This is a genomic window from Hyphomonas sp. CACIAM 19H1 (assembly GCF_003325995.1).
Lineage (GTDB): Bacteria > Pseudomonadota > Alphaproteobacteria > Caulobacterales > Hyphomonadaceae > Hyphomonas > Hyphomonas polymorpha.
In genome coordinates this window covers 4,028,532-4,041,580 of record NZ_CP016437.1, presented here as the reverse complement: position 1 = coordinate 4,041,580, position 13,049 = coordinate 4,028,532, and the positions used below count along the sequence as shown (strand labels likewise).

14 protein-coding genes are annotated in these 13,049 nt (G+C 65.2%); 8 read left to right on the top strand and 6 right to left on the bottom strand.

Annotated features, from left to right (window positions below; translation table 11 throughout):
• The first annotated feature begins 70 nt into the window (after positions 1-70).
• Positions 71-814 carry a hypothetical protein gene (locus tag BBF93_RS19195; protein WP_114106923.1) on the top strand — a complete coding sequence of 248 codons (744 nt, stop codon included), beginning with the start codon at positions 71-73 and terminating at the stop codon, positions 812-814.
• On the opposite strand, the gene BBF93_RS19190 is transcribed toward BBF93_RS19195, so the two are convergent.
• Entirely contained in the window at positions 811-1,404 is a 594-nt protein-coding gene (locus BBF93_RS19190) for a TlpA disulfide reductase family protein (protein ID WP_114106922.1), read from the bottom strand. The two genes, BBF93_RS19195 and BBF93_RS19190, sit on opposite strands and share 4 nt — an antisense overlap.
• A 47-nt stretch (positions 1,405-1,451) precedes the next feature.
• Here BBF93_RS19190 and argH point away from each other — a divergent pair, with 47 nt between their 5' ends.
• The 6 genes from argH (at position 1,452) to BBF93_RS19160 (ending at position 8,273) form a co-directional block, all read left to right on the top strand.
• Complete coding sequence (gene argH / locus BBF93_RS19185; RefSeq protein ID WP_114107164.1) at positions 1,452-2,849, top strand: argininosuccinate lyase; 1,398 nt, start codon at positions 1,452-1,454, stop codon at positions 2,847-2,849.
• A 4-nt stretch (positions 2,850-2,853) separates the two neighbouring features.
• Positions 2,854-3,093, top strand: a complete 240-nt coding sequence (locus BBF93_RS19180) for a lipoprotein (RefSeq protein WP_035600987.1) — start codon at positions 2,854-2,856, stop codon at positions 3,091-3,093.
• Positions 3,093-3,323, top strand: a complete 231-nt coding sequence (locus BBF93_RS19175) for a hypothetical protein (RefSeq protein WP_114106921.1) — start codon at positions 3,093-3,095, stop codon at positions 3,321-3,323. Before BBF93_RS19180 ends, BBF93_RS19175 begins: the two co-directional genes overlap by 1 nt.
• Positions 3,324-3,335: 12 nt before the next feature.
• Positions 3,336-4,610: a diaminopimelate decarboxylase gene (gene lysA, locus BBF93_RS19170; RefSeq protein WP_114106920.1), complete on the top strand. Its 1,275-nt coding sequence runs from the start codon at positions 3,336-3,338 to the stop codon at positions 4,608-4,610.
• The gene (locus tag BBF93_RS19165) at positions 4,589-7,243 is read left to right on the top strand and encodes a DUF4175 domain-containing protein (protein WP_114106919.1); all 2,655 of its coding nucleotides are present in this window, start codon (positions 4,589-4,591) and stop codon (positions 7,241-7,243) included. The genes lysA and BBF93_RS19165 overlap by 22 nt, the downstream gene beginning before the upstream one ends.
• A 67-nt stretch (positions 7,244-7,310) precedes the next feature.
• Positions 7,311-8,273, top strand: a complete 963-nt coding sequence (locus BBF93_RS19160) for an MBL fold metallo-hydrolase (protein WP_114106918.1) — start codon at positions 7,311-7,313, stop codon at positions 8,271-8,273.
• A gap of 3 nt (positions 8,274-8,276) precedes the next feature.
• Here BBF93_RS19160 and BBF93_RS19155 read toward each other — a convergent pair whose 3' ends face one another.
• The 4 genes from BBF93_RS19155 to BBF93_RS19140 form a co-directional block, all read right to left on the bottom strand.
• Positions 8,277-8,849: a cob(I)yrinic acid a,c-diamide adenosyltransferase gene (locus BBF93_RS19155; RefSeq protein ID WP_114106917.1), complete on the bottom strand. Its 573-nt coding sequence runs from the start codon at positions 8,847-8,849 to the stop codon at positions 8,277-8,279.
• Between the two features lie 17 nt (positions 8,850-8,866).
• Complete coding sequence (locus tag BBF93_RS19150; RefSeq protein ID WP_035601000.1) at positions 8,867-9,079, bottom strand: twin transmembrane helix small protein; 213 nt, start codon at positions 9,077-9,079, stop codon at positions 8,867-8,869.
• An 87-nt stretch (positions 9,080-9,166) separates the two neighbouring features.
• Complete coding sequence (locus BBF93_RS19145; protein WP_114106916.1) at positions 9,167-9,478, bottom strand: cell division protein ZapA; 312 nt, start codon at positions 9,476-9,478, stop codon at positions 9,167-9,169.
• Entirely contained in the window at positions 9,465-9,779 is a 315-nt protein-coding gene (locus BBF93_RS19140) for a DUF4164 family protein (protein WP_035601003.1), read from the bottom strand. The genes BBF93_RS19145 and BBF93_RS19140 overlap by 14 nt, the downstream gene beginning before the upstream one ends.
• On the opposite strand from BBF93_RS19140, the gene tkt reads away from it, so the two are divergent.
• Positions 9,765-11,837, top strand: a complete 2,073-nt coding sequence (tkt, locus tag BBF93_RS19135; RefSeq protein WP_370454396.1) for a transketolase — start codon at positions 9,765-9,767, stop codon at positions 11,835-11,837. The two genes, BBF93_RS19140 and tkt, sit on opposite strands and share 15 nt — an antisense overlap.
• Before the next feature lies 1 nt (position 11,838).
• Here tkt and BBF93_RS19130 read toward each other — a convergent pair whose 3' ends face one another.
• A complete protein-coding gene (locus tag BBF93_RS19130) occupies positions 11,839-12,966 on the bottom strand; it encodes a citrate/2-methylcitrate synthase (RefSeq protein WP_114106915.1) in 1,128 nt (375 codons plus the stop codon).
• Positions 12,967-13,049 lie beyond the last annotated feature (83 nt).

Below are 13,049 nucleotides of genomic sequence, written 5' to 3'. Positions count from 1 at the left end.
TTTCTCAAGGCACTTGTAAAGACCGGGCCCGCGATTAGCCTTGCAAGCGATTGCAAGGACGAGGCGCCCGATGATTCAAGATTTGCTCAAGCTGACGGCAGGCGCCGGGCTGGCGCTGATGGTAGCGGCTTGTGACGAGCAACCGCCGCGCGCCAGGCCTGCAGCTTTCGATCCGATGGTTGCCAACCCAGCCACCCAGAAGGCGGTGAAGGCCGACGAGGCAGCAAGCTGGTCGCCGCCCCAGCAGGCCGCGTTTCTGGCCGGGCGCGTAATCGCTGCCGACAGTGTGTTCCGGGCAGGGGACCGGGACACAGCCAAGGCGCAGCTGGGCGATCTCAGACAGCAGATGGCGGCGCTTGATGCCGGCGCGCTACAGGCGCTGGGATTTGAGCCCGCGCGGATCGACGCGATCCAGGGCGCGCTGGATCTTGACCTGCCGGACGAGGAAATCGCGCCGCTGTTTGCCGGCGCAGAGGCCAATCTTTCCGGCGTGATCGAGGTGTCTGGCGTGGCACCGAAGGAGACCGTCACCTTTCTGATGCGGCTTTCCGCGGAGGCTTATGACGCCGGGGTCAGATATGGCGAGATCAGAGATCTGGAGGCCTATCAGGCGGCCTATGGCTATGCGGTGGCCGCGCGCGACCTGATCTCGCCGCTGGATGAGACGGTGTATGGTGATCTGCGGCTGGAACTCGATATTCTGGTGCTGATGTGGCCCGCCACCGGGCCGCTTGCCGGGCGCACGCCGCCACCGGAGGTGCGGATGTCCGAGCAGTTTGCGCGGGTCAAAGTGGCCCTGGCAGTATTGCCCTAGCGGGCCGCGTTCTTGATGGCCGCATCGATGAACTGCACAGCGTCGGCGGATGCCCAGTCGGCATCGCCTGCCAGGCGGGCGATTTCGATCCCGTCGGGGCCGTAGAGGATCGTGGTCGGGAAGCCGCGCACGCCGGCGCCATAGATCACGTCGCCATTGTCCATCGGGGCGTGCCGGAAGGCGATATTGGCGGCGCCAAGCTCCGTCAGGCGGCGCTTGGCATACTCGGCGTCTTCCGGAGAATCGACGCTGAGGGCGACGACTTCGAACTTGTCGCTGGCGCGGGCGGTCTGCAGCGCGCCGAGGGCGGGCATCTCCTTCTCGCAGGGCGGGCACCAGGTGGCCCAGTAATTGACCAGGATGGTCTTTCCCTTGAAGATTTCGAGTGTCTGTTGCGTAGTGTCGGTATCGGTGAAGGTGCCGGCAGGGATTGGTTGACCCGCGCTGCCGAAATCCAGCTTCGCCATCTCGCCTTTGGCGAAGCCCTGATAAGGGTTTCCGTCAGGCTTTCCTGTCGCAGCGCTCATCAGCACGTAGACAATCGCTGCAAGGGCGACCAAGAAGAGGCCGAAATAGGCGTAGCGGGTCATGGGATGGGCCCTTCACTGGCGTCAGTTACAGATACGAGGATATGGCAATGGCGGATGACAAAGGCCAGATGATGTGGGGCGGGCGTTTTGCCGCGACACCTTCGGCCATCATGGAAGAGATCAACGCCTCGCTGGATATCGACCGGCGGATGGCGGAAGAGGATGTGGCGGGCAGCCGGGCGCATGCCGACATGCTGGCCGAAATGGGCATCCTGAGCGTGGCCGACAATGAGGCGATCCAGGCCGGGCTCGACCAGGTGCTGGAAGAGATGCGGGCTGGGACGTTCCCCTTCCGGCGCGAGCTGGAGGACATTCACATGAATGTCGAGGCCCGCCTCAAGGAACTGATCGGTGAGCCGGCCGGGCGGTTGCATACCGCGCGCTCCCGCAATGATCAGGTGATTACCGACTTCCGCCTGTGGACGCGCGGGGCGCTGGACGAGACGGGGCAGCTGGTGGCGGGGCTTCAGGCAGCGCTGGTGCGCCGGGCCGATGAGAACACCGCCACGGTCATGCCCGGCTTCACCCATCTGCAGACGGCCCAGCCGGTGACGCTCGGCCACCACCTCTTGGCGTATGTCGAGATGCTGGAGCGGGACCGGTCGCGGTTGCAGGACTGCGCCGTGCGTCTCAACGAATGCCCCCTGGGAGCGGCGGCGCTGGCCGGGACGGGGTTCCCGATTGACCGGGACATGACGGCCGAGGCGCTGGGCTTTGCCCGGCCGATGGCCAACTCGCTGGACGCCGTTTCGGCGCGCGATTTCGCGCTGGAGGCCCTTGCGAGCCTGTCGATCGCGGCAACCCATCTCTCGCGTCTTGCCGAGGAGATTGTGCTGTGGACCAGCCCGCAATTCGGGTTCGCGCGCCTCAGCGACCAGTGGTCGACGGGCTCTTCGATCATGCCGCAGAAGCGCAACCCGGATGCGGCCGAACTGATCCGGGCGAAAGCCTCGCTGATCACTGGCCAGTATGCGGCGCTGCAGGGCGCCATCAAGGCGCTGCCGCTGGCCTATGCCAAGGACCTGCAGGACGACAAACGCCTCACTTTCGACGCCTTTGACACGTTCAATCTGTGCATCCGGGCAATGACCGGCATGATCGAAACCATCAGCTTCAAACCCGATGTGATGCGGGCCGCGGCGGCAAAGGGCTTTTCCACGGCGACGGACCTGGCCGACTGGCTGGTGCGGGAGCTCGGGATGCCATTCCGCGACGCGCACCATGTCACCGGCCGTATCGTGGCGCGGGCCGAGGCAGAGGGGGTTGATCTGGCCGACCTGCCCCTGAAGGAGATGCAGGCGGTGCATGGTGCCATCACGCAGGAAATTTTCAGCGTGCTCAGCGTGGAAGCGTCAGCTGCTTCGCGTACCTCATATGGCGCCACAAGCCCTGTTCGCGTGGCCGAACAGGTGGCACAGTGGAAACAGAGACTTCGAGTGGAGTAGTCCCATGAAACGTATTCTTGCCCTCGCGGCGATTGCCCTTCTCACGACCAGCCTGTCGGCGTGTGGCCTGCAGGGACCGCTTCAGCGGCCCGGTCCGCTGATCGGAAATCCTTCCAGCGATGTTGACCCGGCCACGCTTCCGGATGGGGAGGCCCGCGACCTGCCGCAGCTGCCCGACCGCCCTTCGCAACAACAGACGCCCGCCGCAGAGGATGAACTCCTCGGCGGGCCGGGAGGCAGCTGATGAAGACCAGAGCATTCCTGCTGGCGACACTCGCGGGCGCCTTTCTGGCAGCCTGCCAGACCGCGCCCGCTGCGCCTGAACCCGAACCGGTTGCCGAGGAGCTGCCGGTCGTCGATGTGCCGCCACCGCCATCAGCGGACGAGCCCCGCGTGAACGAGTGGGGCGGGGAAGTTCCCGAGAACAAGCCTGCCGGGGATGTTGACGAAGGCGGACTTGGCGACCTCTCCTGACCTGGAGCCTATATGCATCATTTCAATTATGCCGGAGGCCGCCTCCAATGTGAGGGCGTCGACCTTGGCCGCATTGCGGACGAGGTGGGAACACCGGTTTATGTCTATTCAAATGCCACGCTGCAGCGCCATGCGCGGGTGATCGCCGAGGCGTTCAGCGGCCAGAAGGTGCTGATTGCCTATTCGGTGAAGGCCAATGGCAACCTGGCCGTTCTGGCGACCCTGGCGGCCGAAGGCTGCGGGGCCGATGTGGTCAGCGGCGGCGAGATGCAGCGGGCGATGAAGGCGGGCATTCCGGCTGCGCGCATTGTTTTCTCCGGCGTCGGCAAGACGGCGGCTGAGATGAAGCTGGCGCTCGAAGCGGGCATTCACCAGTTCAATGTCGAGAGCGCCGGTGAACTGCGCCTCCTGTCGAAGGTGGCGAGTGATCTGGGGCGCACCGCCCCGATTGCGCTGCGCGTGAACCCGGATGTGGCGGCTGGCGGGCATCCGAACATCTCGACGGGCAAATCCGGCGACAAGTTCGGTGTGCCCTGGGGCGAGGCCGAAGCGCTTTATGCGGAGGCGGGTAAGCTACCGGGCATCAAGGTGGTTGGCGTTGACGTGCACATCGGCAGCCAGATCGGAGAGCTTGGCCCGATGCGGGCGGCGTTCGAAAAAGTTGTTGGCCTTGCCCTGCGCCTGCGGGAGCAGGGGCATGACATCGCCCGCATTGATGTGGGCGGCGGGCTGGGCATCCCTTACCGCGAAACCGACGCGCCGGCTGCGCCCTCGGCCTATGCGGCGATGATTTCAGATGTCACGGCGGGCCATGGCTTTGAGGTGATCCTGGAACCGGGCCGCGTGATTGCCGGGAATGCGGGCGTGCTGCTGACCACGGCCCTCTATGAAAAACAGGCGCCGGACCGGACATTCCTGATCATCGATGCGGGCATGAATGATCTGATCCGTCCGGCGCTCTACGGGGCGCATCACGACATCCGCCCCCTGGCCGAACCTGCACTAGGGACTGCGGAAAAGACCTATGACGTGGTGGGGCCGATCTGCGAGTCGACTGACAAATTTGCCACCGCCCGCAACCTGCCGGAGGTGGCGCCGGGTGACCGTCTGGCGTTCATGTCTGCAGGCGCCTATGGCGCTGTGCTCTCTTCGGCCTACAATGCCCGTCCATTGGTTCCGGAAGTTCTGGTCAGTGGCGATCACTATAGCGTGGTGCGCCGGCGGCCGGATTTCGACGAAATGACGATGCTGGAAGAGGTGCCCGATTGGATCAAGGCGAAGGCCTGAACACGCTGGGGAAGAAGCTGGCGGCGACGCGCCGCCGGCTGACGCTTCTGGCGCTGGGCCGCGCCTGGTGGCCAGCCTTTGTCTTTATCGCCGGTTTCCTGGCTATCGCGCTGGCGGGCGGTTTTGACCGGCTGAGCAGTTTCCTGGCGGCGCTTATCCTGCCGCTTCTGATCCTCACCGGCATCGGTCTTTGCTGGATGTCCTGGCGGCGGTATCGGCGGCCGGCAGAGGCCGATGTGGTCCGCGCGCTCGATGGGCAGTCTGAGCTGCGGCCCGTTTCATCGCTGACGGACCGGCCAGCTGACCCAGCTGCGGGACCGGCAAGCCTCTGGCGGGCGCACCGGGCGCGGCTGGTTGCGGAAATCGGAAATCTTCGTCTGCCGCGTCTGGCGGCGGAATGGGCGGCGCTCGATCCTTACCGCGTGCGCTATATCGTGCCGGTGGTTGTGGTGGCGCTGGCACTGGTTGCGGGACCGGCGGCGCCGGGGCGGATTTTACGTGCCCTGAGCCCGGATCTCGGCGCGCTGGCGGGCGCTGACAAGATGGTGGTGGAAGCCTGGGTGACGCCGCCCGAACATACCGGCCGGGCGCCGGTCTTCCTGCAGGCGGGCATGAAAGATGTGCGCGTGCCGGTCGGTTCTGAAATTACCCTGCGCACGCAGGCGCCCTCGGCGCCGAAACTCATTCTGCGCGGCGACAAGCGCAAGACGATACGTTTTGCCCAGACGCCAGAAGGCGCTTTCGAAGCGCGCGCCCGGATAGAGGGTGACACACGCCTGACCGTGAACTGGTGGGGCGAGCGGGCACGGTGGAATTTCATTGTGCTGCCCGATGAAGTGCCGCTGATCGCTTTCGACAGCCCGCCTGCGCCCGGGCAGAGGGATCAGGTTGAGTTCAAATGGAAAGCGGGCGATGATTATGGCGTGACCGCCGTGGAACTGGCGATCCGCTTGCGCGTGCCGCATCCGGCTGCTCCGGAGGCGGAGGACCGTGTGCCCGTGCCGATGCCGGGCGCGCCGGGCGCCAGGGAGTTGTCGGCTACCGCGCAGCTGGATCTTACCCGTCACCGCTGGGCCGGCCTGCCGGTGGATGTGCGGCTGGTTGCCCGGGATGGGGCCGGGCAGGAGGGTTTCAGCGAGTCGCTGCCGTTTATCCTGCCGGAGAAGCTGTTCCTCGATCCGCTGGCGCAGGCGGCGCAGGAAGCGCGCGTAACTGTGCTGCGCGAGCCCCGCCCGTATGCCGAGATGCCCAGGAATGACCAGGCGCTGACCGATGGCGCAATCAACACGGCGGCCACCGGGCGGCTGGACGCGGCGCCGGAGGGCGTGCGCCAGGCCGCCCTGATGCTCGATTCGGTGACCTATCGCGGCGAAATGTTCATCAATGACCTGGGTGCCTTCATGGGTCTGCGCATGGCGCTTGGCACATTGCAGACGGCCGGCACGAAGGCGGAAGCGGACGCGGTGGAGCCACTGCTCTGGGCCATCGCGCTGAAACTGGAGCATGGCAGTGTGGCTGATGCGCGGGCGCGGCTGGAGGCGGCCCGCGCGGCGCTCGAGCGGGCCTTGCGGGAAGGCGCGCCGGAAGAGGAAATCCGCAGGCTGATGGAAGCTTTCCGCGACGCCGCCAACGAATACCTTGCCGCGAAAATGGCCGAGGCGATGGCTGGCGGGCTGGACGCGCCGGAGCAGCAGCAGGATGGCCAGGCCCAGGCGGGCGGAGATTCCCTCGGCGGGCAGGATTTCGAGGACATGCTGAATGCGCTGCAGGATCTGACCGAAACGGGCGCCGCCGAACAGGCGCGCCAGCTGCTTTCCGACATCACCAACCTGCTGGAAAATCTCGAATTCCAGCGGGGGCAAGGTCAGGGTGACGGGATGCCGGGCGAGCAGGCCGATGGCGAGGACAGCGACCTTCCGCCTGAAGAACAGGAACTGACCGACGCCATGCGGCGCCTGTCCGAAATCCTCCGCGAGCAACGCCAGCTCAATGATGACACCCTTGCTCAGCAGCGCGGCGAGCAGTCGGGCCAGAGCGGGCAACAGCCCGGCGAAGGCACCGATCAGGGAGAGGGCACAGGCGAAGGGCAGGAGCAGGATGGTGGTCCAGGCCAGGGCACCGGCACGCCCGGCGCTGGCCGCGGCGGTTCGCTGGCGGAGCGTCAGGCTGAACTTGGCCGTCTGGTGGAAGAACTGGCACGGCGCGGCGGGAACAGCGGCCAGACGGGCGAAGAGGGGGCAGGCCAGCCCGGCGCTGGCCTGGATGAAGACGCCTTGCGCGCAATTCTGGAAGCGCAGCGCCGCGCCGAACGCGCCCTTCAGGGCGGCAATGAGGGCCGCGCCGTGATGGATCAGGAACGGGCTACGCAGATGCTCTCGGAACTCTCCCGTGAGATGGCAGAGCAGATTGACCAGATGCGGGCAAACCGGCTGGGCGAGCAGGGGAAAAACTCCAACGATCCGCTGGGGCGGCCGCTGACGGGCGCAGGCAATGACGGGCAGGGCGTGGAGATACCGTCTGAATCCGAACGTCAGCGTGCCAAGGATATTCTCGATGAACTCCGCCGCCGCTATGGCGAGGCTGAGGATGAGGAAGAACGCGAATATCTCCGCCGGCTGCTGGAGCGTTTCTGATCGGGCGCTTGCCGGGGCGAGGCTGCCATGGTCTGCTTCGGGCAAAACAAGACCGGGAGGAAATACAATGGCGGCGCGTTGGGAATATACCAAGGGTCTCAAGGACATCGGCAACGGGCTGTACGCCTGGTTGCAGCCTGATGGCGGCTGGGGCTGGTCGAATGCCGGGCTGATCCGGGATGGAGAGGCCTCGCTTCTAGTCGATACGCTGTTCGACATGGCGCTGACGCGCGAGATGCTGGACGCGATGGCTGATGCCACAGGCATTGGCGCGGAGAAGATCGGCACGATCGTCAACACCCACGCCAACGGCGATCATTGCCATGGCAATGGCTGCTGTCCGCAGGCGGAGATTATTGCGAGTGAGGCGAGTGCCCGGGAAATGGCAGAAGTGCCGCCCGCCATGCTGGCGCAGTTCAAGAAGATGGGCGCGCAGCTGGGGCCTGCCGGCGCCTATTTCGCGGACATATTCGCCCCGTTCGATTTCGAGAATGTCGATGAGCGCAAACCCACGCAAACCTTCTCCGGCGCCATGGAGCTGAAGGTGGGCGACAAGGCGGTGCGCCTGATCGAGGTGGGCCCGGCGCATACAGGCGGGGATGTGCTGGTGCATGTGCCCGGAGACAGGGCGGTGTTTACCGGAGACATTCTCTTCATCAATGGCACGCCGCTGATGTGGGCGGGGCCGGTGGCAAACTGGATTCGCGCCTGTGACGAAATCATTGCCATGGATGTTGATGTGATCGTGCCGGGGCATGGTCCGGTAACGGACAAAGCGGGCGTGCGCCGCGTGGCGGAATATCTCGCCTTTGTGGACCGGGAAGCGCGGGCGCGGTTTGAGGCGCGGTTGAGCGCACGGGAAGCGGCGCTGGATATTGCGCTGGGCGACTATGCCGGCTGGGGCGATGCGGAGAGGATCGCGGTCAATGTAGACAGTCTCTACCGGGAATATCGCGGCGACGGCAAGGTGACGCCGGTGATGGACCTGTTTGCGCTGATGGCCGAGGTGCGGGATGCGCAGCGGCGCTGACGCCTAGCGGTTGGCGCCCGGCACCCATTTGACGTCATCGGCGCCGTCATTATTGGCGGCCCGCCCGGCCACGAACAGCCAGTCCGACAGCCGGTTGATGAAGGCGAGGGCTTCAGGGTTCACCGGCTCGTCTTCCATGCTGCGGAGCTCGGCAATGGCGCGCTCTGCGCGGCGGCAGAGGGTGCGTGCCACGTGTAACTGCGCGGCAAGGCGCGAGCCGCCCGGGAGGATGAAGCTGTCGAGGGGCGCGATTGAGGCGTTCATCGCGTCAATCTCTTCTTCAAGCCGGCTGACCTGGGTGGCGATGATGCGCAGCGGCGTCCATTCCAGAACGCGGCCCCGGTCTGGGGTGGCGAGGTCTGCGCCAAGGTCGAAAAGATCGTTCTGTATGCGGCGCAGGCGTGCCAGCATCTCACCATCTGCTTCCAGGGCGGCAACGCCGAGCGCGGCATTGAGCTCATCGACGGTGCCATAGGCGGCCACGCGGGGGTGCCATTTCGCAACCGGCTCGCCCGTGGAGAGGCGGGTTTCGCCCTTGTCTCCGGTGCGCGTGTAGATCTTGTCGATGCGAACCATGGCGAGGCTCTCCTTGTTCAGCCGCCGAACTTGATGGCCCCGGCAGCGATACCGATGAGAACCAGGAAGGCAATCGCGATGGCCTGGAAGATGACGCGCATCCGCATCAGCTTGTTGGACCGGCTCACCTGATTGCCGTCCCGGCGGGCAAGATTGGCGACGCCGATGACCAGAACCACAGCGACGGCGATCAGGGCGGCATAGAAGCCGATTGTCAGGAATTGTTGCATGGCGTTTCGCCTTTCATCCTAGGTGGGCTGGATACTAGTCCGCTTGGCGCAGGTGCGCCCTGCTGCATCGGGTCGCGGCATCCTGGTTCATAGGGTGCCGCCACTCTCAAGCCGGGCGGCCAGCGCCTCCACCTTGGCCGCCATGGCGGTAATCAATCCTGCGGCCCGTGCCTCAGCGGCTGAAGATGGCGCCGCCTGGCGGGCTGCGTCCAGCTCATCCAGCAAGGCGAGGGCCGCGATCAAGAGTAGCCGGTCATCCCCGATATCGCCGACCGCCGAGGAAATGCCTGCCAGCCGGACATCAAGTTGTTCGGCAAGGCGCTGAACCCGCATTTCCTGTCCCGGCGTGCAGGCGATGGAGAAGCTGCGGCCCCGGATGCGGATGTCAGCCTTGGCCATCGCCGGCCTCCTCTTCCTCCGGGCTGAGGGCGGCGCGAACCTCCAGAATGGCGGCGCCGAGGGCCTCGCTCGCCTCATCGGCGAGGGTCTGAAGCTCCTGCTCCCGCGCCAGGGCTTTATCGAGTTGATCGGCCAGCCGGGCGCGATCTTCCACGAGGGCGGCTATTTCGGCTTTCAGGGCGGCTGGATCGCCGGCACGGGTCAAATGGGCTTCGAGCGCCACTTCAAGGCGCTTCAGGGCCGCATCCAGGCGCGTGGCTGCCGAGTCCATGTCATTCATAAGATTATGAAGTATCTGCATTGGTTTGCGCCGCCAAGCGCCTTGACGGAGGCCAGCAAGTCTGGCCTAGCAGCCTCGAACTCAAAACTTCGGGAGATCAGCAGAATGGCTGTCACCAATCGCGACATGGCAAATGCCGTGCGAGCCCTGTCCATGGACGCCGTCGAAGCCGCCAAATCGGGCCATGTCGGCCTGCCGCTGGGTATGGCGGACGCTGCTACCGTCCTCTTCCGCAAATTCCTGAAGTTTGATCCGAAAGACCCCAACTGGGCAGATCGCGACCGGTTTGTGCTCTCGGCCGGTCACGGATCGATGCTGATATACTCCCTGCTGCACCTGACGGGCTATGCTTCGGTCAGCCGCGATGACATCCGCAATTTCCGCCAGCTGGGCGCCAATACGCCGGGCCATCCGGAGAATTTCGTCACCCTTGGCGTCGAGACGACCACCGGCCCGCTGGGGCAGGGCATCGCCACCGCCGTCGGCATGGCCATTGCCGAGCGTCACCTGAACGCCCGGTTTGGCAATGATCTGGTCGATCATCGCACCTGGGTGATTGCCGGGGATGGCTGCCTGATGGAAGGCGTCAGCCAGGAAGCGATCACGCTGGCCGGCCATATGAAGCTGAACAAGCTGATCGTGCTGTTCGACGACAATGCCGTCACCATTGATGGCTCGACCGACCTCTCGGATTCCACCGACCAGTGCGCCCGGTTTGAAGCCTCTGGCTGGATCAGCCGCCGCGTGGACGGGCATGACGAGAAAGACGTTGAGGCGGCCCTGAAATGGGCCACCAAGCAGAAGAAGCCGGTTTTCCTGGCGGTCAAAACGATCATCGGTTTCGGCGCGCCGAAACTCGCCGGCACCGGCAAGGCCCATGGCGGCCCTTACGGCGCTGAGGAAATCGACGGCATCCGCAAATCCCTGGATTGGCCGCATGCCCCGTTTGAAGTGCCTGAAGCGATCGAGAAAGCCTGGGCGAAAGCCGGGGAGCGTTCGCAGGCCGAACATGCCGCGTGGAAGAAGCGCCTGACGGCAAGCCCGCACAAGGGTGAGTTCAATGCCGCGATCGCAGGCCGTCTGCCGAAAAATCTCGGCAAGGCCGTGATCAAGCACAAGAAGGCCGTGGCCGAAGGCGGCGCCTCTAAGGCAACCCGCGTGTGGAGCGGTGAAGCGCTGGAAGTGATCACCGGCCTTGTTCCGGAAATGGTCGGAGGCTCGGCAGACCTTTCGGGCTCGAACAATACCAAGACCAGCCACACCGCGCCGATGACGCCGAAAAGCTGGGATGGCCGCTACATCCATTACGGCGTGCGCGAGCACGCGATGGCCGCAGCGATGAACGGCATGGCGCTGCATGGTGGCATCATTCCCTATTCGGGCACTTTCCTTGTGTTTGCCGATTACAGCCGCGCCGCGATCCGCCTGGGCGCGCTGATGGGCACGCAGGTCGTCCATGTGATGACGCACGATTCCATCGGCCTTGGCGAAGATGGCCCGACGCACCAGCCGGTGGAGCATGTGGCCTCGCTGCGCGCGATGCCGAACATGATCGTCTTCCGCCCGGCTGACGGCGTGGAGACAGCCGAGTGCTGGGAACTGGCGCTGCACCGCAATGAAGGCCCCTCGACCATGGCGCTGACCCGCCAGAACGTGGCCCCCGCCCGCAAGACGCATACGGACGAGAATCTCTCCGCGAAGGGTGGCTATGTGTTGTCGCCCGCCGGCAAGGGCAAGGAACGCGGCGTGCTGATCGCCACGGGCTCGGAAGTCGAGATTGCGCTGAAGGCGCAGGCTCTGCTGGCTGAAGAGGGGATCGCCGTGCGCGTTGTCTCGATGCCGTCGATGGAGCTGTTCGGCCAGCAGGACGCCGCCTACCGCGCTCAAACGCTGGGCAAGGATCTGCCTAAGGTCGCCATCGAGGCAGGGGTTCGTTTCGGCTGGGACCGCTGGATCGGCGCCGAGGGCGGCTTTGTCGGCATGGACAGCTTCGGCGCGAGCGCCCCTTATCAGAAGCTCTACCAGCATTTCGGCATCACGGCGGAAGCTGCCGTCGCCGCGATCAAAGAGCGTCTCTGATCTAGCCGCCGGTATAATTTGCCCGTGGGCGGATGATGCGATTGCTGGCGCGCTGCTCCATGGCATGCGCAATCCATCCGGCCATCCGGCCGCTGGCAAAGATCAGGAACGGCGCGTCATCCGGCAGGACCAGATGAACGGTCAGCGCGGCCAGCGCCATGTCGATATTGGCTGCGTCGCCCGCTGTGGCTTCGGCTGCGCGGATGGCGCGGCGAAGCTCCGCCGCCGGCTTCATCCATTTGAGCAGGGCGGCGGCGCGCGGATCTCCCTCCGGATAGAGGGCGTGCCCCATGGCGGGGATATGCTGGCCGCGTGCTGAAATATCCGTGAGCGCAGCATCTGGCCCGGCTTCAAGGGCGCGTTTCAGATAGGCAAGGGCGCGCGCGGAGGCTTCGCCATGCAGCGGCCCTGTCAAGGTGGCGCAGCCGGCGAGCGCGCAGGCAGCCAGCGGCGCGCCCGTTGAGGCGGCAACGCGCGCCGCGAACGTGGACGGATTGAGCTCATGATCGGCGACAAGCACCAGAGCCCGCCGCAGCATGTCCGTCCCGCCCGGCGAGAGGCCCCAATGCCGGGCAAGCCGCTGATGGAAGAAGCCGCGCCCGCCGGTGCCGGTAATCGCGTTGCAGAAACCCGAGAGGAGGGATGCGCCCTCAGTGGCCAATGCTGCGGGGCCGCGTCCAAAACTCGGTGGGTCAGTGGCGGCGCGGGCCGCCAGAAATTCCAGCGCGCCGGCCTTTCCGCATAGGGTTGCTGGCCGCGTCTCTGCGGCGCGCTGGGCCGGCAGGGGGCCGGCATCCCAGAGAAGGGCGGCGGTTTCTTCAAGTGTTGCCTCCGCCGCGAGGCGCACCGCGTCGCGGCTGCGATAAATCAGCTTGCCTCTGCGCACGGTGGTGATGGCGGTCTCCATCACCGGTTCGCCCCAGGAAATCGCTGCGCGGGCAATGGCCTCGCGGCCCCGTCCGCTGCGGCGGCGCTTCAGCAATGTTTCTATATCAGCGGCAGAATAGAGGCTGGCGCGAGGATCATCCGCATCCGGCCTGGAAGCAATCAAACCCCGGCTGACATAGGCATACAGGGTCTGGGGCTTTACCCCCAAAAGGCTCAGAGCGTCCGTGCGTGCAATCCACATTATATGTTGATTGTATTGATCAAGATTGACGATGCCAAGATCCCTGCCGAAATGGATTTCCAGATGTAGAGGGAGATCCCGTC